Below are 24813 nucleotides of genomic sequence, written 5' to 3' on the forward strand. Positions count from 1 at the left end.
TCCTTCGGTTGGTCAGTCACTTGATGCCCGCCGCGGCCACCGACCGCACGAAGAACCGTTGGGCGAAGAAGAAGACGAGCAGAACGGGCAGCTGGCTCAGCACGGTACCGGCCATGAGCTTCGGCCAGTTGGTGCCGTGCGCGCCCTGGAAGCTCTGCAGTCCGAGTTGGACGGTCATCACGCCGGGGCTCTGCACGGCGATCAGCGGCCACAGGAAGTCGTTCCAGGTCTGCAGGAACGTCAGCACGGCCAGCGTCGCGAGGGTCGGGCGCATCAACGGCAGCAGCACCTGGAACAACGTGCGCAGCCTGCTCGCGCCGTCGATCCGCGCGGCCTCCTCCAGCTCGCGCGGCAGCGTCGTGAAGAACTGCCGCATCAGGAACACTCCGAACGCCGTCGCGAGGTTCGGCGCGATCAGCGCGCCGAGCGTGTCGACGAGCCCCAGCTCCCTCATCATGATCAGCAGCGGGAGCATGACGATCTGGAACGGCACCATCAGCGTCGCGAGCATCAGCACGAACGCGACTCTGCTGCCGATGAACCGGATGCGCGCGAAGGCGTAGCCGGCGAGCGAGCAGAGCACCAGGTTGCCCGCGACGCAGACGACGGACACGACGAGGCTGTTGCCCAGCCACGACCCCAGTGGCGCGTCGTTCAGCGCGGCGGCGTAGTTCTCCCACTCGATCCCGCCGGGCAGGCCGGGCGGGAACCGGCGCGACTCCTCGCGGGTGGAGATCGACACCAGCACCATCCACACCAGCGGCGTCACCATGACGAGCGACAGCGGGAACAGGATCAGGTGCAGCGCGCTGGGCCTGGTCATCGTGCCTCGTAGTGGGACGTGCGGCGGTTGTACCGCAGCTGGACGAGCGTGAACGCGCCGATCACGACGAACACCGCGCAGCCGATCGCCGCCGCGTAGCCGCCGTCGAAGCTGACGAACGCCTCGTTGTAGAGGTGGTAGACGAGCACGGTGGTCGCCCGCAGCGGCCCGCCCTTGGTCGTCACGTAGACGGCGTCGAAGAGCTGCAGGCCGTTGATCGTGAGCCACACCAGCAGGAACCCGGTCGCGGGCGACACCAGCGGCAGCTCGACGTGCCAGAACGACCCGGCCCGGCCGCAGCCGTCCAGGGACGACGCCTCGATCAGGTCCTTCGGCACGTTCTGCAGCGCGGCGAGGTAGATGATGACCGCGAACCCGAGCCAGCCCCACACCGTCATCGCGACGACGGAGAACAGCGCCTGGCCGGGGTCGGTGAAGAACCCCTGCCTGGGCAGCCCCACGGTCTCCAGCGCGGCGTTGACCAGCCCGAACTGCGGGTTGGCGAGCCAGCTGAACATGATGCCGGTCGCGACCGTCGAGGTGACCAGCGGCACCGACACGGCGAGCCGGTACAGCACGACGCCGCGGATCTTCTGGTTGAGCATCACCGCGATGGGCAGCGCGAGCGCGAGCGTGATCGGCACGAACAGCACGACGTAGACGAGCGTGCGGCGGGCGGCGTCCCAGAACAGCGGGTCGGCGACGAGCTTGGCGTAGTTGTCGCCGCCCGCGAACGTCCCCGGCGACGTGAGATCCGTGTGCTGCAAGGAGAGCACGAACGACCACACCACCGGGACCAGCCCGAACACCCCGATGAGGATCACCGCGGGCGCCGCGAACCCCCACCCGGCGGCGTGGTCGGCGAGCTTGCGCCGGTCGGCCGTCATGAACCCGCCAGCTCCTGGTCGACCTCGCCCGCCGCCTGCGTGAGCGCCGCCTGCGGTTCGGCCTGGCCGAGCAGCACGGACTGCACGGCGGCACCGAGCACCTGCGAGATCTTGGGGTACTGCGGGATGTTCGGCCGCGACTTCGTGACGTTCTTCTCGAGGTTGTCGACGAAGACCTTGGCGCCGGGGTACTTCTCCTCGTACTCCTGGTACTTCGGCAAAGCGGTCTCGGACTGCCGGATCGGCAGGTGCCCGGTCTCCATCGCGAAGTCGAGGTGGATCTCGGCCGACGACAGCCACTTCAGGAACGGCAGCGCGTTCTTGCGGCCGTTGTCGCCGAAGACGACGAACGTGTCCGGTCCGGCGATCGTCGCGTGCGTGACCTTGCCGGGCAGGATCTGGACGCCGTAGGAGACGTCCGCGTTGATCGTGCTGAGGTCCCACGGGCCGGTCCAGAGCATGCCGACGCGGCCGGAGTTGAAGAGGTTGACGTACTGCTGGTCGCCCGCGTCGAGGTAGACCGACTTGTCGGTGACGGCCATGTCCCGCAACAGCTGCATGGCCTGGCGGCCGGCGTCGGAGTTGAAAGCGGACTTCTTGCCGTCCTGCGACAGCAGGTCGCCGCCCGCCTGCCAGAGCAGGGCGAGGAAGCGCCAGACGGTGTCCTCGGTGCCGTCGTTGACGTACGCCCAGCCGTAGCGGCCGTCGCCGGTGAGCTTCTGCGCCGCCGCGCGGAAGTCCTCCCACTTCCACTCGGCGGTCGGGTGCGCGAGACCGGCGTCGTCGAAGAGCTTCTTGTTGTAGACCAGGGAGAGGTTGTCGACGAGCGCGGGGATGCCGTAGATCTTGCCGTTCACCGTGGAGGCCTCGCGCCCGGCGGCGAACAGGTCGTCCCACCTGAAGTCGGCGTCCGCCTTGACCAGCTCGGTCAGGTCCTGCGTCTGCGGGCGGTCCGTGAGGCCGGTGAGGGAGGAGCCGAACTCGTAGGCGATCTCCGGCGGGTTGCCCGAGGCGAAGGAGGCCAGCGTCTTCTGCAGCACGTTGTCGTTGCCACCGTTGAACACCGCCTCGACCTGCTGCTCCGGGTGCGCGCTGTTCCACCGCTCCACGAACTTCCCGAACGCCTCGGCCTCGGCGTCGGTGTAGCCGTGCCACACCTTGATCTTGCCGGTGCCGCTCGAGCCCGTCCCGCACGCCGCCGTCATCAGGAGCGCGGCGCCCATCGTCAGCACCGTGCGGCGACTCAGCCCTGCGCCCATCTCGACTCCCTCAGGTGGTGGGTGTGGTCGGGGACACTAAGCCGGAATCGCTCAAACAAGCAAGCATTCTGACCGAATGAGAGTGGTTGCTGGTCTCGACATGATCAGAGACGGTACGGTCGCTCAGACCCGATCACCACTTCTGAGCGATCAAGGAGTCCGGCGCACATGACCCTCCCTGCCCGCGCCCTGACCGGAACCGCGCTGGCCCTGGCCTGCGTGGCCGGCCCGCTGGCCACCACCAGCCAGGCGGCGGTCCAGCTCCCGCCCACCAGCGGAGTGCTCGACTACCAGCTGGGCGCCGCCTACACCCCGCCCAGCGGCGTCACCCTGGTGACCCGCGACAGCACCGCCACCCCGGCGGCGGGCCTGTACAACATCTGTTACGTCAACGGTTTCCAGACCCAGCCCGGCGACAGGAGCGTCTGGCTGAACCAGCGCAAGCACCTGATCCTGAAGGACAGCTCCGGCAACCCGATCATCGACCCGGACTGGCCGGACGAGTTCATCCTCGACACGTCGACGTCCGCCAAGCGCACCGAGCTCGCGGGCATCATGGGCAGCACGATCGACCTGTGCGCGTCCAAGGGCTTCAAGGCGGTGGAGGTCGACAACCTCGACTCGTACTCGCGCTCGCGCAACAAGCTGTCCGTGAGCAACAACCTCGCCTACGCGAAGCTGCTCGCCGACCGCGCGCACAGCAAGAACCTCGCCATCGGCCAGAAGAACTCGGCCGAGCAGGCGGCGCGCGCGAAGTCCGAGGTCGGCTTCGACTTCGCCGTGTCGGAGGAGTGCCACCGCTGGGAGGAGTGCTCGTCGTACTCCGACGTGTACGGCAAGAACGTGATGGACATCGAGTACACCGACGATCTGCGCGGCACGTTCAAGGACGTGTGCAACGACGCGGACACCCCGGACATCACGACGTTGCGGGACCGGTACCTGGTCGGGCCGGGTAACGGCGCCTACCGCTTCGACTACTGCAAGTAGGAAGGGCGTCCGGGGCTCGCGGGTCTCGCGAGCCCCGGACGGGTCTTCAGGCGCGGCGCAGCACGGTGAACCGGTCGATCACCAACGACCCGGCCCCGCCGTCCAGCCGCAACCCGAGCCCGGGCGCCCACCCCGCCACCACCGCGGGATCGACGACGGCCCCCACCGGCGCGGCCCGCAGCAAGCTCCACCGCCGGTCGTGCTCGATCCAGCTGGTCAGCTGCCCGTCCCGCAGCACCACGGCCAACCGGTCCCCCGCCGTCCAGGTCAAGGTGGCGCAGCACCCACCGGTCGCCTCGTCCCCGCGCCGAGTCCCGCCGACGGTCACGTCCACACCGGACGCCTTGCCCGCGTTGTTGAACCACGCCAGCGCGAAGTCCCGGTTGCCCGCGGTCTGGCCGAGGAAGAGGCTGTCCTCCGGCGCGGAGCCGGCGAACGACCGGGGCTGGACGACCACGGCGGTTCCACGGGAGTCGCCGTTGACCGGCGCGGCCAGCACGGACCCGGCACGGCCCGACGAGCTGGCGGTCAGCACGCCGTCGGCCACGCGCAGGGCGGGCGCGGTCTCGCAGAACGGACCGTCCACCCGGTACGCCCAGAGGCGGTCGGAGTCGAACGTGTCGTCCCAGACCACGCCGGGGTAGTCGGCCGGGTCGAACACGCTTTGCGCGGACGCCAGACCTGTGCTCGCGCCACTGTCGTCGGACGTCGTGGCGACCACTCTCACCGGGACCGCGTCGCCGAGCTTCAGGCCGGCCGGGGCGGTGACCTGCCAGCGCGTCACCAGCGGCTGGCCGGGCAGCAGCCGTGAGGTCGAGGACGGGGTCAGCGCCACCGCGCTCCACCCGGCGGGCACCGACAAGGAAGCCCGCACGTCCGCCAGCGAGCGCGTTGCCGCCACGGTCGTGGTCGTCTCCACGGCGGCGCCCGCCCGCACCGGCACGGACTCCGGCACCGACGCGGTCAGGCCGCGGACGGGAGCGCGGACCGACGAGAACGCGGTGATGCCCACCGCGCCGCCGTCGGAGCGCCGGGGCAGGATGCGCACGCGGTCGGTCGTGAGCGCGGGTGTCACCAGGATGCGGTTGACCTGGCGGGCGACCGGGGACGCCGGAGACCGTTGCTGGCCGGGGATGTCGCGCCACACGCCGTCCGTGCCGCGGTACTGCAGGTCGTAGACGGACGGCACGCGGACGCCTCCCCCGTCGTCGTAGAACATCACCCGCAGGTCGGAGATCGGGGTCGGCGCGCCGAGGTCGACCTCCAGCCAGTCCGAGGTGTTGGGGCTGGTCCACGTGGTCCAGCGGGTGCCGGGCACGTCGAGGTGGAAGTCCTGGCCGTCGATCGCCTTGGTGGGCGGGTCGACGTTGTAGCTGAACGAGGCGCGGGCCGTCGGGTACCCGGTCTGCGTCACGTTGGCGAAGTCGTCGACGAGCTCCGGCAGGTCACCGGAACCGCGCACGGGGACCGACAGGCGGACGGACGTCAGCCCGGACTGGGAGACCTTCAGCTGGCCGTCGACGTACACGCGCAGGCCCGCGCCCTTGCCGTAGCGGCTGCCGGTGCGGTCCCACAGCACCGTGAGGTTGTGGCCGTGGTACGGCACGTTCTCGGCGGCGAAGTAGTCCCACGTGGCGGGTGCCAGCGGCGCGATCTGGACCTCGTTGCCCAGCTGCGGGCGGATGCCCAGCAGGCCGGAGAGGACGTTGTCGTTGAACGTCGAGTGGTTGTAGTCCTCGCTGTGGCCCTGGCCGTCGTAGATCCAGCGGTTCTCGTCGGGGTGGTGAGCCTCGGCGACGTACGGCTGACCGTTCTTGCGCTGGGTCAGGGCGTAGCCGCGCAGCACCGACAGGTAGTCGGTCTTGTTGACGTAGGACTGGGCCGGGTAGTCGATCAGCAGGTTGGCCAGTGCCGTCAGCGTCTGGCTGGTGGCGTACGGCCAGCTCGGGCCGTTCCACCGGCAGCAGCCGCTCAGCGCGTCGCGCATGAAGTACGGGCTGCGGCGCTCGGCGGTCGTCGGGCCGTAGGTGGCGGCGAAGCCCTGCGGGTCCTTCAGCTGGGCCCACGCCGCGCTGTTGGCGTTGGGCGCCATGTGGAAGTACCACGGCACGAAGCCGATCGACTCACGGTCGTTGATCTTCGTGCGGTTCGGGTTGTTGTCGCGCATGACGTGCTTGTAGAACTGGCCGTTCGCGTCCCACAGCCACCGCTCCTGGGCGGTCCGCAGGGCGTCGGCGGCCTGGTCGTACTGCACGGCGCCGGCCCCGTCGCCCCGGGCCTTGAGCAGCTGGGCGATGGCCCGCGCGTCGCCGTACTGGTAGGCGTTCAGCGTCGGGCGGTAGCCGTCACCGCCGTGGTACGGGTCGGGGCTCTGGTACGAGCTGGCGGTGTACTCCATCGCGTCCCACACCGGCGTCTGCCAGTAGAGGCCCAGGTCGGAGTTGAACTGCGGCGACCAGCGCTGCCACTGCCGGATCAGCTCGGGCAGGCGGTCGGTGGCGAACTGCGACCGGCCGTCGACCGCGGCACGGGCGGCCACGGCGTCGGCGGCCCAGAACGAGTACTGGTGCGCCCAGTCCGTGGTGTTCTTGTTCAGGAAGTCGACCGCGGGCTTCGCGCCCGATCCCGCGCCGCGCAGCCAGTAGTCCACGTAGTCGTCGAGGTAGCGGTGGTCGCGCAGCCACCGGCCCTCGTACACGTGGTGGCCCGCCGCGGCGACGATGCCGCCGTTCGGTGCCGAGTAGCCGACCGGGCCGAGGAACTCCGAGACGATCCAGCCGTCCTTCGGTCCTGTGTACTTGAGTGCCTCTTTGTAGGTTCGCCAGCGGTAGTAGTAGGTGTCCCGGATCTCGCGGTCCGGCACGTCGACGAACGGGATGTTCGCCTCGTACCAGGCCGGCTCCGGAACGTTCCCGAGCAGGTCAGCGTGGTTGAGGACGGAGGTGCCCGCACCGACGGCGGGGTAGAGGTCGGGAGCTGCGGCGCGTTGCGCCACCGCCGGCGAGACGGTCGCGACCGCCAGTGCCGCCACCACGAGGATCGTCATTGACCTGCGCATGCGTTCATTGAAGGGGAGAGCGCTCTCATCGCGCAAGACTCAACGCAGTGCGACATACTTCCACAGGATCACGAACATCACTCACCGAAGCGGCCGCCTCGGCCGCCGCTACGGCGAACGTGTGATCACCCAGAACACGCGCCACCGCCTCGCGCAGCCCCTCGACCGTCGGCGGCCGCACGATCACGCCACTCCCCTGCCGCGCGACCCGGTTGGCCATCTCCCACTGGTCACCACCGCCCGGCACCACCACGAGAGGCACGGCCACGCGCAACGCCTTGACCAGCATCCCGTGGCCGCCGCCGCAGACCAGCACCGACGACGCGCGCAGCAGCTCGTCCTGCGCACCCGGCCCCGACCGCGCCCACGGCGGCAGGCCGGGGACCGGCGCGAACGTCGACACGACGGCCCTGACCCCGAGGTCCCGCACCGCTTCCAGCGCCGTCTCGGCCATGCCCGCGGACCCCGTCCAGGCGGTCGACGGCGCGATCATCACCAGCGGCGCGGACCCCGGCGGCGGCGTCAGCGTCTCCCGGCTCGCCTCCCACAGCAGCGGCCCGACCACGTGCGCGTTCGACGGCCAGTCCGGCCGTGGCACCTCCAGCGCCGGCAGCGTCGCGATCAGCCGTGCCACGGGCCCCGGTTCACTCCTGGAGAGCCCGATCCGGTGCCGCACAACGGCTCGCTGCCGCACGCCCTGCCGGATGGACCGGGCGGTCATCGCTCGCAGCAGCGCGTCGCGCGTCCTCCCCCGCACACCGACGCCCGGTGCGAGTCCGCTGCCCATCGGCGGCAGGCGGCGCGACGGTTCGTAGAGCGGGTGCGGTGAGAGCTGAACCCACGGCACGCCAAGCAGTTCCGCGGCCATGCTCGCCCCCAGCGCCAGCACGTCGCACACCACCAGGTCGGGGGCGAGCGAACGCAGCTGGGGAACCAGTGCAGACGCCAGTTCCGCGGCCTGGCCGACCAAGGCACTGCCGAGGTCCTTGCAGTCCTTCAGGTCCGCGAGCGCGAGACCGTCCACACGGGACGCCGAGATGCCCTCGGCACGGGCAGCGCCGACCCAGCGTTCGCCGGTCAGCAGCACCGGCTCCTCGCCCGACGCCAGCAACCTCAGGCACAGCGCGATCGCCGGGACGACGTGCCCCGGATCGCCCCCGGAGACGACGGCGACGCGCACGTCTCAGACCGCGACCGACTCGATCGCCGCCTCCGCCAGCGGCGTCGCCGTCTCCACGTACCGCGTGGCCAGCGCCTGGAACACCTGCTCCGCCTCGATCGCCGGCCAGTCGCGGGCCAGCAGCTCGGCCGGCAGGTGCGGGTCCTGGCGCACCAGGTCGAGCCAGTCGGCGTGCAGCAGCAGCTGCCGGGCCAGGTCGTCGGGCAGCGTGTCGGCCGGGGTGCGCCAGCGGGCCAGGAAGTCCTGGTAGCGGGCGGCGATCGCCTCGATGTCGAACGCGCGGAAAGCCAGGTCGGCCGCCTCGGTCGGCTTCGCGTGCTGGGCGGTGAACACCGTGACGTTGCCGGTGAGGCCCAGGTCGGCGACCATCTCCGTCACGTCGTGGCTGCCCGGCGCGATCCACAGGCCGTTCTGCACGGGACCGAAGCCGGCCCACTGCAGCCGCGAGCGCAGGTCGTGGCGCTCTCCCCGGCGGCCCTCCGGCAGGGAGAAGCCGACGAGCGTCCACGTGCCGTCCCAGTCCCTGTTCACGGCGCCGCGCTTCCAGATGCGCCTGCCGCCGTCCTCCAGCACGTCCTTCGCCCGCGGCGTGAGTCCGAAGTAGACCCTGCGGCCGTTGCGGTGCTTGGTGAGCAGCCCGCGCGAGGTCATCCTGGTCAGCGTCGAGCGCACGGCCTCCTCGGAGACGTCGACGCGTCCGAACACGTCGATCAGGCTGCCCGAGTAGACCGCGATGTCGCGCCCCAGCACGTACAGGCCGAGGAAGTTGAGCATCAGGGACTGCGGCGTCACGGGTCACACGATACATGTTGGGCAGCATCTAGACGAGCGTCACGAAAGTGCCCATACTTTCCCCACCACTCACAGGGGAGAGGACCCGCCGGATGGAGCTGTCGGAGAAGGTCGCCATCGTCACCGGCGCCGGCCGTGGACTCGGCCGGGCGTACGCGGAAGCCTTGGCGCGCAACGGGGCCAAGGTCGTCGTGAACGACGTGGACGAGAGCGCCGAGGAGGTCGCCGCGAGCATCGGCGGAGCCGCCGTGGTCGCGCCGGTCGGGACGGCCGCCACCGCGGACCGGCTCGTCGCCGCGGCCGTCGAGGAGTTCGGGCGGCTCGACGTGCTGGTCACCAACGCGGGCATCCTGCGCGACCGCGTGCTGTGGAAGATGAGCGACGACGACTTCGACGCGGTGCTCAACGTGCACCTGCGCGGCACGTTCACCTGCGCGAGAGCGGCCGCCGTGCAGATGCGCGAGCAGGGCGACGGCGGCAGTCTCGTGCTGATCTCGTCGCCCGCGGGCCAGCGCGGCAACTTCGGGCAGACCAACTACTCCGCCGCCAAGGCCGGGATCGCCGCCATGGCGCGGACGTGGGCGATGGAGCTCGCCCGGTCGAACATCTCCGTCAACGCCGTCGTGCCGGTCGCGGCCACCGAGATGACGAAGACGATCCCGGTGTTCGCGCCGCTGATCGAGGAGTCCGAACGGACCGGCACGCCGCTGCCCGCCTGGGTGCGCCGCGACGAGGGGCTCGGCACCGCCGAGGACGCCGCGGGGCTGATCGTCTTCCTGGCGTCGGACGCGGCGAAGGGCATCACCGGACAGGCCATCGGCATCGGCGGCGACCGGCTCGCGCTGTGGGCGCACCCCGCCGAGAAGCAGGTGCAGTTCGCCGACGGCGGCTGGACGGCGGAGGCGATCGCCGACCGGTGGGGTGAGTTCGAACCCGAGACCTACGGCATCCCGGCCCCGGTGGCGCCGTGAACGCCCCCGCGCTGAACGTGGACGACCTCGTCGCCATCGACGTCCACACGCACGCCGAGGTCTCCGCCCACGGGCACAGCTCGCTGAGCCCCGCGCTGATGGAGGCCTCCGCCAAGTACTTCAAGGCGGGACACCGGCAGCCCACGATCGCCGAGACCGCGCAGATCTACCGCGAGCGCAGGATGGCCGCGGTGATCTTCACGGTCGACGCCGAGCACGCCACCGGCCACCCGCGCATCTCCAACGAGGAGGTGGCCGCGTCCTGCGCCGAGCACGCCGACGTGCTGATCCCGTTCGCGAGCGTCGACCCGTGGAAGGGCCGCGCCGCCGTCCGGGAGGCGCGCAGGCTCGTCGAGGAGCACGGCGTGCGCGGGTTCAAGTTCCACCCCAGCCTGCAGGACTTCTCCCCCGACGACCGGATGGCCTACCCGCTCTACGAGGTGATCGAGGAGCTCGGCGTCCCCGCGTTGTTCCACAGTGGACAGACCGGGATCGGCGCCGGTGTGCCCGGCGGCGGGGGCATCCGGCTCAAGCACTCCAACCCGATGCTGGTCGACGACGTGGCGGTCGACTTCCCGCACCTGCGGATCGTGCTCGCGCACCCGTCGTTCCCCTGGCAGGACGAGGCACTGGCCGTCGCGACGCACAAACCGTTCGTGTACATCGACCTGTCGGGCTGGTCGCCGAAGTACTTCCCGCCGCAGCTCGTCCGCTACGCCAACACTTTGCTGCAGGACAAGGTGCTGTTCGGCTCGGACCACCCCGTCATCACGCCCGACCGCTGGCTCGCCGACTTCGCGAAGATCGACGTCAAGGACGAGGTGCGGCCCAAGATCCTCAAGCTCAACGCAGCGCGTCTGCTCGGACTCGTCAAGGAGGACGCATGACCACATCCGTGCACGGACTCGAAGAGATCAAGGCGTTGACAGGCAAGGACCTGGGCCACACCGACTGGCTGCAGATCGACCAGGACCGGGTCGACACGTTCGCCACCGCCACCGACGACCACCAGTGGATCCACGTCGACCCGGAGCGCGCCGCGGCCGGGCCGTTCGGCGGCACGATCGCGCACGGCTACCTCACGCTGGCGCTGCTCATCCCGCTGATGACCGAGCTGCTCGACGTCTCCGGTGTGCGGATGAGCATCAACTACGGGCTGGAGAAGGTCCGGTTCCCCGCGCCCGTGCCGGTCGGCGCCAAGATCCGGCTGACGGGCCGGGTCGTGTCCGCGGACGAGGTCGCGGGCGACGGCGTGCAGGTCACCGTCGACTTCACGGTCGAGATCGAGGGCTCCGCCAAGCCCGCGTGCGTCGCACGGGGCATATACCGCCACTATGCGTGAGGTGAGGTCATGGCGACAACATCGCAGTTACGCCGTGCCGTGGCATCCAGCTACCTCGGCAGCGTGATCGAGTACTACGACTTCCTGCTCTACGGCACCGCGGCCGCACTGGTGTTCAACAAGGTCTTCTTCTCCTCGCTCGACCCGCTCGTGGGCACGATCGCGAGCTTCGGCACGTTCGCCACCGGCTACCTCGCCCGCCCGATCGGCGGAATCCTCTTCGGGCACTACGGCGACCGCCTGGGGCGCAAGAGGATGCTCGTCATCTCCATGAGCGTGATGGGCCTGGCGAGCTTCCTGATCGGCGTGCTGCCCACCTACGCCCAGGTCGGCTGGCTCGCGCCCGCCGGTCTCGTCCTGCTGCGGGTCCTGCAGGGCATCTCCGTCGGCGGCGAGTGGGGCGGCGCCGTGCTGATGTCCGCCGAGCACGCCACCTCGCGACGCGGCCTGTGGGCCGGGTTCACGAACGCCGGCGCGCCGACCGGCATGGTGCTGTCGAACCTCGTGCTCACCGCGACCACCGCGGTGGTGGGCAACGACGCGTTGATCCAGTGGGGCTGGCGCGTGCCGTTCCTGCTGAGCATCGTGCTGCTCGGGATCGGCCTGTTCGTGCGGCTGAAGGTCGACGAGACCCCGGTGTTCCAGGCCGAACGCAAGCGCTCCTCCGCACCGCTGGTGGACGTCCTGCGCCACCACCCGCGCACGTTGCTGCTCGCCATCGGCGTCGGACTCGCCGCGTTCGTCGCGCAGTCGACGCTCACGACGTACGTGCTGTCGTACGGCGTGCAGAAGGGCATCCCGAGACAGGAGATCCTGAGCGCGCTGACGTTGTCGTCCGCCTGCGCGATCATCGGCATCCTCGGCTGGTCCGCGGCGTCGGACCGGTTCGGGCGCAGGCCCGTGGTCCTCGCGGGAGCCGTGCTCATGGCGGCGTACGGGTTCGCGCTGTTCCCGTTGGTGGACAACGGGTACGTGGCGGCCGCCCTGGTGATCGGCCAGGCGGTGGTCCACCCGATGATGTACGGCCCGCTGGCCGCGCTCTACAGCGAGCTGTTCAGCACCGGCAGCCGCTACACCGGTGCCTCGCTCGGCTACCAGATCGCGGGGCTGGGCGCGGGGCTCGCGCCGTTGTTGTTCGCGCAGGTGCAGAAGAGCTCGGGCACCGGCGCCATCCCGTTCATCCTAGCGGCGTTCTGCGTGCTCACGGTGGTGTGCACGCTGGTGCTGCACGAGACCAGCAGGACCAGCCTGACGGGAGACGGCGATGCGGAACTCGGGACTGGGCAGCTGGCCTCACCGCCGCGCGCGCATGGCGCCGAAGCGTGAGGCGTTCACCTACAACGGCATCTCCACGACCTATGGCGAGCTGGCGGTCCGCACGACCAGGCTGGCGTGGCGGCTGCGGGAGCTCGGGGTGCGCGACGGCGACCGCGTCGCGTACCTCGGCCCCAACCACCCGTCGTTCGCCGAGACCATGTTCGCGGCGCACCAGCTCGGCGCGATCTTCGTCCCGCTGAACTTCCGGCTCACCCCGGCGGAGGTCGGCTACCAGCTGGCGGACAGCGGCGCCCACGTGGTGGTCCACGCGACCTCGCACGTCGTGGACCACCCGCGGGCGGTGTCCCTGGACACCTACGAGGACTGGCTCGCGGGCGGTTCCGAGGAGATGATCGACGTCCCCGTCGACATCTCCGCGCCCGCGCTGATCCTCTACACCTCCGGCACCACCGGCAGGCCCAAGGGTGCCGTGCTCACCCACGCCAACCTGCTGTGGAACACGGTCAACCTGATGATCGGCATCGACCTCGCGGTGGACGACGTGGCGCTGGTCGCGGCGCCGCTCTTCCACGTGGCCGCGCTGTCGCAGATCCTGCTGCCCACGTTCATCAAGGGCGGGCACTGCGTGATCACGCCCCGCTGGGACGTGGACGTGTGCCTCGACCTGGTGGAGCGGCACGGGGTGACGCTGATGTTCGGCGTCTCCACGATGTTCGCCGACGTCGTCGCGTCACCGCGCTGGCCGGCCGCCGACCTGTCGTCGCTGCGGGTGCTGCTGTGCGGCGGGGCGCCCGTGCCGGACGCGCTGATCCGCGCCTACCAGGACCGGGGCCTGGTGTTCTGCCAGGGCTACGGGCTCACCGAGACCGCGCCCGGTGCCACGTTCCTGGAGGCGGCGGACAGCGTGGCGCGGGCGGGGTCGGCCGGCACCCCGGTGTTCTTCGGCGACCTGCGGCTCGCGGAGACCGGCGAGATCGAGGTGCAGGGCCCGAACGTCACCCCCGGCTACTGGAACAACCCGGACGGCACCGCCGCGGCGTTCACGTCCGACGGCTGGTTCCGCACCGGGGACGTCGGGCGGCTCGACGACGGCCACCTGTACGTGCTGGACCGGGTGAAGGACATGTTCATCTCGGGCGGCGAGAACGTCTACCCGGCCGAGGTGGAGAACGTGCTCACCGGCCATCCCGACGTGGCGGAGGTGGCCGTCGTCGGGGTGCCGGACGAGCGCTGGGGCGAGGTCGGGCGCGCGTTCGTGCGACTCCACGACGGTGCGTCCGCCGACGCCGCCGGGCTGCGCGAGTTCTTGTTGCCCCGCTTGGCGAAGTACAAGATCCCGGTCCACTTCGACGTGGTGACGTCGTTGCCGCGCACGGGGTCCGGGAAGGTGCTCAAACCGGAGTTGCGCCGGTTGCCGCTGTGACCGCGTGGCGGGCGAGGATCGTCTCGACGGCCTCGCCCACCGCGTTCGCCACGGCCTCCGCGGTGGGCGCCCAGTCCACCAGCAGCATCCGCGGCCAGAACGCGAAGTCGGCGATCATGCCGAGGAACTGCGACGCCGTCAGCACCGGGTCGTCGACGACGAGCGTGCCGCCCCGGTGCTCCTGCGCGAGGTAGTCGCGGACGGACTCGAAGAACGGCAGCTTGCCGAGCCGGAACTGGGTCCTGCCGAGCTCGGGGAAGCGCGGCGCCTCCGCGATGACGATCCGGAACAACGAGGCCATGCCCGGCCGGGTCAGCACCGCCACGTACCGGTTGCCCAGGGAGGTCAGGCCCTTCGCGGGGTCGCCGGGTGCCGGGGCGGACGCCCCCTCCCGGACGTGCCAGTAGTCCGTCACGATCGCGTCGAACAGCTCGGCCTTCGTCGGGAACTGCTTGAACAGCGTCGCCTTCGACACCCCGGCGGCGTCCGCGATGCGCGCCAGCGAGGTCTTGTCGTACCCGGACTCCAGGAACAGCGCGGTGGCGGCCTCGACGATCGCCGCCCGCTTCTCCTCCGCCACGCGCTCGTGGTAGCTCGACACGCCGCCAGTATGCCATGAGGTGAGTCACTTGACTCACCATCCGGCTCGTGCCTACGGTGGCGAGGCGAGTCACTCAACTCACCACTGGAGGACCGAGATGGGACGCTTCGACGGCAGGACGGTGTTCGTCACCGGCGCGACGAGCGGGATGGGCGCGAGCCACGTGCGCGGCTTCCACGCCGAGGGCGCGCGGGTCGTGGTCGCCGGGCGGGACCTGGCGGCGGCCGAGAAAACCGCGCTGGAACTGGGCGAACGCGCCGTGGCGGTGCGGCTCGACGTCACCGAGGAGCAGGAGTGGGTCTCGGCGGTCCAGGCCGCGGAGGAGCGGTTCGGCCCGGTGTCGGTGCTGGTCAACAACGCCGGTGCGCAGCACGCGCCCGCGTTGGTCGAGGACACCTCGCGCGAGGTGTGGGACCGGACGCTGGCGGTGAACCTGACCGGCCAGTTCCTCGGCATCAAGCACGTCACGCCGTCACTGCGCCGGGCAGGCGGCGGGTCGATCGTGACCATCGCCTCGACCATGGCCAACACCGCGTCGCCCTACTACGCGCCGTACGCGGCGAGCAAGTGGGCGTTGCGCGGGCTCACCAAGGCCGCGGCGCTGGAACTGGGCCGCGACCGCATCAGGGTGAACTCGGTGCACCCCGGCGTCGTGCGGACACCGCTGATCACGTCGCCGGCCGACGGCGGTCAGCACGCGATCGGCGACTTCTACTCCCCCGACCCGTACGCCGTGCCGCGCCTGGGCGAGCCCGGGGAGGTCACCGCGCTCGTGCTCTACCTCGCGTCCGACGAGGCCGCGTTCGCGACCGGGTCGGAGTTTGTGCTGGACGGCGGGTTGCTGCTCGGGCCGGCGCTAGCGGCCTAGGAAGTCCGCGACCGGGCCGAACGTGACCAGGCCCGTGCCCGCGGCCAGCTCGTGCCGCGCGGGTTCCAGGATTGTTCGCGCACGCTCCCGGAGCTCGTTGTCCTGCAAGCGTTCCGCGGCCATCGCCAGCAGGCAGGCACGTACCTCGGCGAGCAGGTCACCTGGGCCTTCCGGCACCGCGTGCGCGGCCTTCGCGGCTTCGTCGAGCGGCAGCGCGAGCGGGAGAACCCAGTCGCGCAACGGGCCCCAGTCGTCGTCGAGGTCCACTGTGGACTGTCCGTGCAGGCTGAGCAGCGCCAACGGCAGCAGTCCGTGTTCCATGCCCCACATGCCGGTGCCCTGGACGCGCTCGGCCGCGGCCCGGTAGGCGCGTTCGGCTTCCGGGATCCGGTGCGCGGCGGCCAGTTTCAGCGCGGCGTAGAAGTCGGTGAACACGCTGACCAGCGGCAGGTCGTGCTCGCGGGCGAGGGCGTCGGCGGCCGTCGCGTGGAGGTCGCCCGTGGCGAAGTCGTTCAGCGCGGCACCGGCCTGGACCAGGACCAGGTGGCCCAGCACCTCGTAGGTGACCAGGTGGTGCCGGGCGGCGAGGGCGACCAGCTCGCGGCCGATGCCGGCACGTTCCTCCGCGAGGCCCGTGCGGTGGAAGGTGTGCATGAAGCGGGCGTTGAGGGCGAACGCGAGCAGGGCCGGGTCGTCGAGGTCGCGGGCGATGGCCTCGGCCTCGCACGCCTCGGGGAGGCGGGTGCCGCTGCCGCGGTCCTCCATCGCGATGGTGGCGAGCAGGCGGGCTCGGGTGGCGGTGGGACCGGGGAACGCCGGGAGGGCGCGTTCGGCGGCGGCGACCAGCTCGGCGGAGTGGGCGGGGTCGTCGTTGGTGGTCCAGATGCCGGGAACGTCGAACGAGCCGATGACCTCGGCCGTCGCGTGGAGGTCGGTGGTGGCGCGCAACGCCGTCCCCCTCTCCCGCCGCGCCGCCTCCAAATCGCCGCTCACCGCGAGCGCCCGCACCAGCCCCGCCACCAGGCCGGGCCGGACCCCGCCCGCCGCCGCGACAGCCGCCCGCCACAACCCGGCCGCCTCCCGCGGTGACCGGGTCACCTCCGCCGCACCCGCGAGCGCGCGCACCGCCGCCTCGCCTCTCGTACCGGCCAGGAGGTGGTGGTGGGCCAGCAGTGTGACGTCGGCGGGACGCACCGACTCGAGCACCGCGGCCACCGCCGCGTGCCACCGCGCACGACGGGTCAGCGACAGCTCCTCGTACACCGTGTCGCGCACCAGCACGTGCGTGAACCGGGCCAGCCCCGGCGCCACCTCGGCCAGGAACCCGGCTGCCACGGCGAGGTCCAGCGCGTCCAGCACGTCCTCGCCCGCCACGAGCCCGAGCACCTCCACCTCGACGTCCCGGCCCAGCACCGATGCCTGGTGCAGCACGGTCCTGGCGTCCGCCGGAAGCGCGGCCAGCCGGTGCCGGATGACCTCCCGCACCCCCGCGGGGACGCCGAGCGAGCCCTCGGCGGCGAACAGCCGGGCGAGCTCCTTGACGTAGAACGGGTTGCCGCCGCTGCGCTCGTGGATCGCCCGCACGTCCGCCTCCGCCGAGATGGACCGCACCAGCGCCCCGACCGCCTCCTCCCCCAGCCCGCCGAGGGGGACGCGGACCGGTTCGGCGCGGGCCACCGCCTCCGACGGGACCGGAACCCGCGTGGTCGCGACGATCAGCACCCGCCCGGACAGCCGGGCCTTGGTGAACGCGGCCAGCACCGCCAAGGTCTCGTCGTCGGCCTGGTGCAGGTCGTCCAGCACGACCAGCACCGGCGCCGCGGACTCCACAGTGGACACCACAGCGCGCCGCAGGTGGAAGTGGTCGCCCGCGACCAGCTCCGATCCCAGCGCCTCCACCACCTGCTGCCACGGCCACGCCACCGGCGCGTCCTCGGGGCAGCGCGCCCACACCGTGGTCCAGCCCTGCCCGCGCAGCACGGCCAGGAACTCCTCGGCCAGCGCCGTCTTGCCCACCCCTGCCTCGCCGCTCACCAGCGCGATCCCGAGCCCGGCGGCGGGGACGGCGTCCGCCAGCGCGCTCAGCTCGGCGGCCCGTCCCACCAGCGTCGGGAGAACCGGCGGCGTCAGGCGCGGCGACTGGGCGAGGATGTCCGACTCCAGCGCGCGGAGCTCCGGTCCGGGATCGACGCCCAGGTTCTCGACCAGCGCGGCACGAGCCGAGCGCACGGATTCCAGCGCGTCGCCCTGCCGTCCCTCGCGGTAGAGCGCCAACGCGAGCAGGCTCCACGCCTTCTCCCGCCACGGGTGCGCCGCCACGTGCGCCCGCAGGTCCGCGACGACCTCCGCCGCCCGCCCGACGCCGAGCAGCGCCTCGGCACGGCGTTCGACCGCCACCAGCCGGAGCTCGGTCAGCCGGTCGACCTCGGCGCGCGCCCAGTGCTCGTCGGCGAACTCCGCGTAGGCGGGACCGCGCCACAACGCCAGCGCGTCGTCCAGAACGGACAGGCCGCCGCCCAGCATCTCCTCGAACCGCCAGGCGTCGACGTCGGTGGCCAGCAAGGCGTAGCCGGCGCCCTCGGTGACCAGCAGGGTCGACGGCGTCCGGGGTGGACGGCCGGGTTCGAGCGCCTTGCGCAGCGCCCCGACGAACGTCTGCACAGTGCCCACCGCGCCGTCGGGCGGGTCCTCCCAGAGATCGGCGACCAGCGTCCGTACCGGCACCACCCGGCGCCGGGCCACCAGCAGCCGCGCCAGCACGGCGCGCTGCTTCGGCCCGCCGAGACGGGCGGACCCGGCGGTCAGCGGTCCGAGCACCCCGAACCTCACCCGCTGACCCCGGCGCTGATCCGTTGCTGATCGGGCGGGGAGATGCTCGCGTCGTGAACCACACCGCATTCGACTACCAGCGCGTCCAGGTCGAGGACGGCGTCGAGCTCAACGTCGCCACCACGGGCGCAGGCAGCCCCGTCGTCCTGCTGCACGGCTTCCCGCAGACCCACCTCATGTGGCGGCACGTCGCCGCCGACCTGGCCGCCGACCACACCGTGATCATGCCCGACCTGCGCGGCTACGGCGACAGCGACAAGCCCGCCGACACCGGGTCCACGTACTCGAAGCGCACGATGGGCGCCGACGTCGTCACCGCGGCCCGAGCGCTCGGGCACGACCGGTTCGCGCTGGCCGGCCACGACCGGGGCGCGCTCGTCGCGTTCCGCACCGGCCTCGACCACCCGGACCACGTCACGCACCTCGCGTCACTCGACGTGCTGCCGACCCTCGACATGTGGGACGTGATGCGCGGGACGTCCGCCGTCGTCGGGTTCCACCTGTTCCTGATGGCCCAGCCGCCCGGTCTGGCGGAGGAGCTCATCGGCGCCCGGCCCGACGCGTTCTTCGGCCACTTCCTCGACATCTGGAGCACCGAGCCGTTCCCCGCGGACGTCCGCGCCGAGTACCTGCGCGCGAGCCGCGAGGCCGTCACGTCGATCGTCGCGGACTACCGGGCGTCGGCGACGATCGACGTCGAGCACGACACCGCGGACGAGAAGGCCCAGCTCCGGATGCCCGTCACCGTGCTGCAACAGGACTGGGGCGCGGCGCTCGGGTTCGACGCCGAGGCGCTGTGGCGGCGCTGGGCCCCCGATCTCGACCACCGCACCGTCTCGTGTGGACACTTCATGGCCGAGGAGGCGCCCGAAGTCGTCGCCGGGGCGATCCGCGACCTGCTGAAGCGGTAGGCCCCGATACGGCACAGGGCCCGGGAAGGCTGCCCCGGGCCCTGTGCCGCGCGAGCTCATCCGACCGTGAACGTCACCTCCAGCAGATCGCCGTGCCGGGTGACCGAGCTGACGGGCTGGTTGTTCAGCTCGACGGTGCGGATGCCGGGGGCGTGCACGGTGATCGTCACCTGTCCCCGGTCCGCGGTGCGTCCGGCGGAGAGCCGCAGCGTGCTCCCGTCGAACACCGCGGAGGCGTTCTCCAGCTTCCTCGACGCGCTGAGCCACGTGCGTCCGTCGACCTCGACCGACGAGCGGTTCAGCAGGTCGATGCTCACCGGCTTCTCGCCGGCCCAGCGCACCAACGCGTAGCCGCCGTCGAAGAGCACGTCGTCACGTCGGTTCCCGGCCAAGACGACGCGAACGTGCCCGTCCCGCAGGCGTTGCGCCGACACGACCGCACTCGGCGCGGCCGCCGATCTGGTCTCCAGCACCGTGGTGAACCGGGTCGAGGTGCCGTCGCGGCGGGCGAGGACGAACGGGATCTGCTTGCCGTCGGTCGCGAGCCCCGGCCCGGTCGTCCGGAGCACCTGCGTGGACACCGGTTCGAGTGCCCGCAACGACAGCACGGCCTGCGGCGTCTTCCACTCCGCCTGCCAGGCACCGTCGGACGCGGTTCCCTCGGCCACGGACCGCAGCTCGTCGTAGCCGAAGTCCTTGTCGTTCGGGTCGAGCACGCACGTTCCGCAGCTCGGCGGGGTCATCGCCGGGCCGGACACCGCGAGGTCGCCGACGCCGTGCCACGACTGGTCGAACCGGTGGGCCGACGACCCGCGGGCGTCGAAGACGTCCACCGCGTACTCGTCGGTCATCAGCTCGGCCCGGCGCAGCGACACGTCCGGCTTCGCCGCGTACGGCTTGTCCGCCTTGGCGTCGACCACCTTGAACCGCGGCGTGGTGCCGAAGTACTCGAGCGCGCCGCGGATGGTGCGGTCCTGGCTGACGCCGTCCACCACGACGGTGTTGTGCGACACCGACTCCCGGTACCAGTTGTTGGTCAGGTCGGCGTTGTCCGCGCCGTAGATCTGGCCGAGGTCGGTCGACTGGAGGCCGCCTCCGCCGACGACGTCCAGGTGCAGCTTGTCGGCGTGGCCGTGGGTGCCGCCCGCGACGCCGTGGTCGAGCCGGAGCGCGTTGGCCTGGAACGGATCCACGGCGCCGGAGAAGCCGAGCCGCACGTCGTCGAACAGCGCGACGCCCGCCGCGTTCTCCACGACCAGCGAGATCCTGGCCGCGATGGCGTCCTTCGGCACGTCCGCGCTCACGATCCGCGAACGCCAGCCGAGCAGGTCGTGGAACCGGGTGCGCACCGGTGCCGAAACCCCGGCGGGCGTCACGAACGACAGCTCGATCACCGCGCCACCGCCCTCGCGCAGCGGGACCAGCGGGCTGAACGTCCGCGCGTCGAGCTTGACCGACGAGACGTTCCCCCCGGTCACGGGCACGTCCGTGGTCCACGCGTTGCGGTTCAGGCCACCGGTGACCTTCGCCGACGACGCTCCGCGGTACGCGACCGGCGACAGTTCCGCCGCGCCCTGCTTGGTCCAGCCCCTGGCCGAGTCCTCGAAGCCGCCCGACCCCAGCAGGTCGTCGGCAAACAGGTCGATGTCGTCGACCGTCACGTCACCGCGGACCGACAGCTTCACGGCCCGCGCCAACGGCGGTACGTCGAAGCCCGTCTCCCGCGCCGACCACGACGGACCGTCGATCGGCAACGACGCCCGGCCGACCTCCCAGCGGTCGTTCAGGAAGACGGCCTCGACGCTGCCCCTGCCCTTCGCCATCGCCTGCAGCGTCAGGTGCGCCAGCCGCGTGCCGTCGAGCGGGAACGTCTGCGACGCCGCACCCGTCAGCCTGCGGTCGGCCCACTTCCCACCGTCGAGCCGCCAGAACGCGGGCTGGCCGGCGTCGGCGAGCGACGCGTCCTCGAAACCGGGGTTCGGCACGAGGTTCGGCGCGTCCGACGACCGCAGCACCGTCTCGCCAAGGCCGCCGAACGTGGCGCTGGGCTGACGGGGCCCGCTCAGGCTCGGCAGCGTGTCCACGCCGAACCGCAGCGCCCACCGGTCCGACCGCGGCCGTCCCAGGTTGGTGTAGGCGTAGCTCAGCCCGGTCGCGAAGTCGCGCGCGCCGTACTCCGCGTACGCCCACTCGGCCATCGCCGCGAAGCTCGGGCCGAACCGGCGGCCCCACGTGCCGCCGTCGCCGGCCGCCGGGATCGTCAGGTCGGGGTGCAGGTACGGCAGCAGGACCGTGTGCATGGAACGGAAGCGTTCGTCGGTCGGGTAGTCGCGTTCGCCGAGGTTGCGGGCGGAGATCGCCAGCGAGGTCAACGCCTGCAACGCGTACACGTGGTAGCTCGCGGCACCTTCCCACCACCAGCCGTCGGACAGGCGGGCTTTGTCCAGCAGGAACTCGGCGCCTTCCTCCGGATCGTCGAGCGCCCACCTCCGCAGACCCTCGTCGCCGATCGCCGAGCCGACACCGTGCACGGCCGCGACCGTCCACGCCTGGAAGTTCGACGTCACCGTCGGGTACGCCCGCACCAGTTCCGCCAGCGGCTTCAACAGGTTCAGGGAGATGTCGACGCGGTCGGACTCCGGCAGGCCCTCGCGGATCAGGTCGTAGCCGTCGATCAGGCCGATCGCGGCCACGGCCTCGTCGAGCGACTGGTAGTGCACGCGGCCGTAGAGCTGGTTCATCGGCACGGAGAGGAAGCGCTCGGCGTAGTAGACCAGGATGTCCCTGGCCTTGGCCGCGTAGCGCTGGTCGCCCGTGACGCGGAAGGCGAGGCCAAGGTCGGCCGCCGCCTGGGCCGCGTTGTTGTGCCAGATCTCGACCCACGCGGCGTCGAGCAGCTCACCGGTGTAGGTCTTGCCGTCGATCGGGCAGCGGTGCAGCTTCGGCGAGCCGTAGTCGAACTCCAGCGAAGTGTTGGTACCGGGGCACTTGAAGTTGCCGCTCCACCCGCCGTGGTTCACCGGCTGGTCGAGCGGCCTCGTGAGCCACGCGTCGGCCTCGGCCCTCACGACCGAGTCGAACGCTTTGCGCGCCCAGTCCTGCCCGGCGATCCGCTGCTTCAGCGCGTCGAGCTGGGCCGGCGTGCTGTAGACCCGCGGCGCGCCACCCGGCGAGGTCGCCTGGTCGGCGCGGAAGGTGGCCTGCTGCACCAAGGTCGCGTCACCGGCCGGCGTCGCGGTCAGCACGGCCGACGACCCCGCGGGCACGGAGACCGGCACGATCGCGGACTCCCCCGGCTGCAGGACGGCCGTCGACGCGGCCACGGAGCCGGGTCCGTCGAGGGCGAGCTGGAACGAGTCCGCGGTGGCACGGCGGTTGGTGACCGTGGTCAGGAACTTCGCGGCGGCCCCGGCGGCGGCGCTCTTGGTCTGGCTGTCCGGCGCGATCCACGGCGACTCGGGCGTGACGCGGACGTCGTCGACCCACGCGGTGCCGGTGGCGTTCTGGATCGCCGGGATGATCTGCAGCTTCGTCATCAGCGGCGGGACGCGGAACGTGCCGGAGACCGCGGTCCAGTCGAGCGAGCCGGTGAGCACGCCGTTGAGCAGACCGGAGGCGGCGTAGACGCTCGCACCGGTCGCGTCGGTGTAGAGGAACCCGACGGAGATCCGCAGGCCGCCGGGGAAGTCGGTGTAGTCGGCGGTCTCGACGCGGTCGAGCTTGACCTTCGCCGACACGTGCACGACGGGCCACGTCCGCTGGTCGAGCGGCACGGTGACGAAGCCGCCGATCTTCTGCGTCGGCGAGGCGTCGATCCGCAGCGACCGGGTGCCCTGGAAGGCAGTGCTCGTGTCGACCTTGTAGGTGGCGCTCTGGTACGGCGTGCACCACGCGGGTGCTGGACATTCCTGAGTGGACGGTGTGGTGAGCTCGAAGCCGGGGTTGTTGACCAGGTTCACCCACGACTCGGCGCGCACCTTCAGGTCGTCGAACCGGACGGTGCCCTTGGCGCGGTCCAGTGCGACGGACAGGAACGCGGAGACGGTGCCGGCCGGGACGGTGTGGACGTCCGCGCGGTCGGTCCAGTCCTGCGTGCCGGTGAGGTTCACGCCCTTCCAGGTGCGCTTGCCGGTGGCGTCCACGAACGCGATGCTGATCTTCGCGGCGTTGTCGGCGGTCGCGCCCTGCACGACGCCGTCCAGCCGCACGGACCCGCTGACCTTCACCGAGCTGATCCGGCGCGCGTCGATCCCGAACGACGCCGAGGTGGCGCCCTCCCACGCCGTGCCGGTCGCCGAGGTGACGGTGAGCCCGGACCCGGTGCGCCCGCCTTCGCGCTTCGCGGCGGCGGACAGCGTCCAGGACGTCGTGGCGTTCTCGAACCCGCCGTTGCGGAGCAGCTCGTGGGCGACCGGCGTGTCCGGCGCCGGCGGACCGGGTGCGGCCTGCGCGGTCGCGCTCGTGGCCACCGCCATGGCCGCCACGACGACGAACGCCTGCAAGGCCGCGACAGGTTTTCTCATCGGTTCCTCCGGAATTCATTCCCGCACTGCGGAAGGAATTGCACGACCCCTGTGTCCAGGCGAAATCCTGCGACATCGCAGAACTTCCGTCAATGCCCTTCTTTCCGCTCGTCAATCATTCCTGGAATGACCTCTCGAAACGTTGACCAGGCCCGCAGGACGTGGTGATACTGCCCACACCCTGTGATCAATCGGAGGTACCGCATGCGCACAAAGTCGCTGCTCGTGATTTCCACCTGCGCGGCGATAATCGCCTCGGCCATTACCGCTCCGACGGCGATGGCAGCCGAGCTGAACAACTACTTCGAGACACCGGCCGCCGGTTCCCCGTACACGCTCGCGAAGTGGGCGGCCGACGGCTGGAGCGCTCCCTGGCACCAGGGGCTCGACACCAGGACCTACATCGACTCCAGCGTGAAGCGCAGCGGCGGCAAGTCGCTGCGCGTCACCTATCCGGCCGGCCAGTACGGGCCGGAGACCTCGGGCGCGCAGGCTCCGTTCGTGCTCTCGCGGGCACGGCAGTACTACGTGGCGCAGTGGGTGCGCTTCAGCCCGGACTTCAGCTGGGGCAACACCAACTTCGCCGGCAAGGTCGGCGTCGGGATCGGCGCGGGCGCGTCCTGCTCCGGAGGCCAGGCCTGCGACGGCTACAACGGCTTCACGTCGCGGTTCATCTGGCGCAGCGGCGGCAAGGCCGCGATCTACTACTACAGCATGGACCACGCCAGCGAGTACGGCGACTACCGCGACCTCTCGCTCGACGGCTCCCCGGTGTACTACCCGCCGGGCCAGTGGGTGGAGATCGTGCAGCGGGTCAAGGTGAACACCGTGACCAACGGCAACGCCAACCCGGACGGCGAGATCCAGGTGTGGTTCAACGGCCGCTCGGCCGCGCTGATCACCGGGATCAAGTTCGTGCGCAACGGCGACCTGATCGACCGCGCGTACCTGTCGTCGTTCGCGGGCGGCGGTGACGCCACGTTCGCGCCGACCAGGACCGGCTACATCTGGTACGACGACCTGAGGGTCAGCACGAACCCGATCTAGCCGGGAGGCCACCGCGGGGGCCGTCGCGCGA

The 24813-nt window shown here is 71.2% G+C and carries 18 protein-coding genes; 9 read left to right on the forward strand and 9 right to left on the reverse strand.

Annotation, left to right across the window (positions count from 1 at the left end; genetic code table 11):
* Window positions 1–16 precede the first annotated feature (16 nt).
* The 3 genes from ACFWV3_RS18475 to ACFWV3_RS18485 are packed head-to-tail and all read right to left on the reverse strand — an operon-like array spanning window position 17 to window position 2969.
* Window positions 17–823 (reverse strand): carbohydrate ABC transporter permease, encoded by an 807-nt coding sequence (locus ACFWV3_RS18475; protein WP_382412549.1) that lies wholly within the window; start codon window positions 821–823, stop codon window positions 17–19.
* The gene (locus ACFWV3_RS18480; protein ID WP_382412550.1) at window positions 820–1710 is read right to left on the reverse strand and encodes a carbohydrate ABC transporter permease; all 891 of its coding nucleotides are present in this window, start codon (window positions 1708–1710) and stop codon (window positions 820–822) included. Before ACFWV3_RS18480 ends, ACFWV3_RS18475 begins: the two co-directional genes overlap by 4 nt.
* Window positions 1707–2969: an ABC transporter substrate-binding protein gene (locus ACFWV3_RS18485; protein ID WP_382412551.1), complete on the reverse strand. Its 1263-nt coding sequence runs from the start codon at window positions 2967–2969 to the stop codon at window positions 1707–1709. Before ACFWV3_RS18485 ends, ACFWV3_RS18480 begins: the two co-directional genes overlap by 4 nt.
* A 168-nt stretch (window positions 2970–3137) precedes the next feature.
* On the opposite strand from ACFWV3_RS18485, the gene ACFWV3_RS18490 reads away from it, so the two are divergent.
* Window positions 3138–3959, forward strand: a complete 822-nt coding sequence (locus tag ACFWV3_RS18490; RefSeq protein ID WP_382412552.1) for an endo alpha-1,4 polygalactosaminidase — start codon at window positions 3138–3140, stop codon at window positions 3957–3959.
* Between the two features lie 46 nt (window positions 3960–4005).
* Here ACFWV3_RS18490 and ACFWV3_RS18495 read toward each other — a convergent pair whose 3' ends face one another.
* The 3 genes from ACFWV3_RS18495 to ACFWV3_RS18505 are packed head-to-tail and all read right to left on the reverse strand — an operon-like array spanning window position 4006 to window position 8989.
* On the reverse strand, window positions 4006–7017 hold the full coding sequence (locus tag ACFWV3_RS18495; RefSeq protein ID WP_382412553.1) for a discoidin domain-containing protein: 3012 nt from the start codon (window positions 7015–7017) through the stop codon (window positions 4006–4008).
* 25 nt (window positions 7018–7042) lie between these two features.
* Window positions 7043–8197 carry a glycosyltransferase gene (locus tag ACFWV3_RS18500; protein ID WP_382412554.1) on the reverse strand — a complete coding sequence of 385 codons (1155 nt, stop codon included), beginning with the start codon at window positions 8195–8197 and terminating at the stop codon, window positions 7043–7045.
* 3 nt (window positions 8198–8200) lie between these two features.
* Entirely contained in the window at window positions 8201–8989 is a 789-nt protein-coding gene (locus ACFWV3_RS18505) for a PaaX family transcriptional regulator C-terminal domain-containing protein (protein WP_382412555.1), read from the reverse strand.
* Window positions 8990–9081: 92 nt separating this feature from the next.
* Between ACFWV3_RS18505 and ACFWV3_RS18510 the strand changes: the two genes are divergently transcribed.
* Genes ACFWV3_RS18510 through ACFWV3_RS18530 form a run of 5 tightly spaced genes read left to right on the forward strand, consistent with a single transcriptional unit; the run spans window position 9082 to window position 14003 of the window.
* Window positions 9082–9960: an SDR family NAD(P)-dependent oxidoreductase gene (locus ACFWV3_RS18510; protein ID WP_382412556.1), complete on the forward strand. Its 879-nt coding sequence runs from the start codon at window positions 9082–9084 to the stop codon at window positions 9958–9960.
* A gap of 11 nt (window positions 9961–9971) precedes the next feature.
* Complete coding sequence (locus ACFWV3_RS18515) at window positions 9972–10847, forward strand: amidohydrolase family protein (protein WP_382412835.1); 876 nt, start codon at window positions 9972–9974, stop codon at window positions 10845–10847.
* Window positions 10844–11302, forward strand: coding sequence for a MaoC family dehydratase (locus tag ACFWV3_RS18520; protein ID WP_382412557.1), 459 nt, complete (start codon window positions 10844–10846; stop codon window positions 11300–11302). The genes ACFWV3_RS18515 and ACFWV3_RS18520 overlap by 4 nt, the downstream gene beginning before the upstream one ends.
* A 9-nt stretch (window positions 11303–11311) precedes the next feature.
* On the forward strand, window positions 11312–12628 hold the full coding sequence (locus ACFWV3_RS18525; protein WP_382412558.1) for an MFS transporter: 1317 nt from the start codon (window positions 11312–11314) through the stop codon (window positions 12626–12628).
* The gene (locus ACFWV3_RS18530) at window positions 12567–14003 is read left to right on the forward strand and encodes a long-chain fatty acid--CoA ligase (protein ID WP_382412559.1); all 1437 of its coding nucleotides are present in this window, start codon (window positions 12567–12569) and stop codon (window positions 14001–14003) included. The genes ACFWV3_RS18525 and ACFWV3_RS18530 overlap by 62 nt, the downstream gene beginning before the upstream one ends.
* Here the strand turns inward: ACFWV3_RS18530 and ACFWV3_RS18535 are convergent.
* On the reverse strand, window positions 13972–14604 hold the full coding sequence (locus tag ACFWV3_RS18535) for a TetR/AcrR family transcriptional regulator (protein WP_382412561.1): 633 nt from the start codon (window positions 14602–14604) through the stop codon (window positions 13972–13974). The two genes, ACFWV3_RS18530 and ACFWV3_RS18535, sit on opposite strands and share 32 nt — an antisense overlap.
* 97 nt (window positions 14605–14701) lie before the next feature.
* Between ACFWV3_RS18535 and ACFWV3_RS18540 the strand changes: the two genes are divergently transcribed.
* Window positions 14702–15472 carry an SDR family NAD(P)-dependent oxidoreductase gene (locus tag ACFWV3_RS18540; protein WP_382412563.1) on the forward strand — a complete coding sequence of 257 codons (771 nt, stop codon included), beginning with the start codon at window positions 14702–14704 and terminating at the stop codon, window positions 15470–15472.
* On the opposite strand, the gene ACFWV3_RS18545 is transcribed toward ACFWV3_RS18540, so the two are convergent.
* Window positions 15461–18301 (reverse strand): BTAD domain-containing putative transcriptional regulator, encoded by a 2841-nt coding sequence (locus ACFWV3_RS18545; protein ID WP_382412564.1) that lies wholly within the window; start codon window positions 18299–18301, stop codon window positions 15461–15463. The two genes, ACFWV3_RS18540 and ACFWV3_RS18545, sit on opposite strands and share 12 nt — an antisense overlap.
* Window positions 18302–18354: 53 nt before the next feature.
* Here ACFWV3_RS18545 and ACFWV3_RS18550 point away from each other — a divergent pair, with 53 nt between their 5' ends.
* Window positions 18355–19212 carry an alpha/beta fold hydrolase gene (locus tag ACFWV3_RS18550; protein WP_382412565.1) on the forward strand — a complete coding sequence of 286 codons (858 nt, stop codon included), beginning with the start codon at window positions 18355–18357 and terminating at the stop codon, window positions 19210–19212.
* 56 nt (window positions 19213–19268) lie between these two features.
* Here the strand turns inward: ACFWV3_RS18550 and ACFWV3_RS18555 are convergent, their stop codons facing one another.
* The gene (locus ACFWV3_RS18555; protein WP_382412566.1) at window positions 19269–23735 is read right to left on the reverse strand and encodes an alginate lyase family protein; all 4467 of its coding nucleotides are present in this window, start codon (window positions 23733–23735) and stop codon (window positions 19269–19271) included.
* A gap of 204 nt (window positions 23736–23939) precedes the next feature.
* Here ACFWV3_RS18555 and ACFWV3_RS18560 point away from each other — a divergent pair, with 204 nt between their 5' ends.
* Window positions 23940–24782 carry a polysaccharide lyase gene (locus ACFWV3_RS18560; RefSeq protein WP_382412568.1) on the forward strand — a complete coding sequence of 281 codons (843 nt, stop codon included), beginning with the start codon at window positions 23940–23942 and terminating at the stop codon, window positions 24780–24782.
* Window positions 24783–24813 lie beyond the last annotated feature (31 nt).

The sequence above is a fragment of the Lentzea sp. NPDC059081 genome, assembly GCF_042738015.1.
In the GTDB taxonomy this organism is placed as follows: domain Bacteria; phylum Actinomycetota; class Actinomycetes; order Mycobacteriales; family Pseudonocardiaceae; genus Lentzea.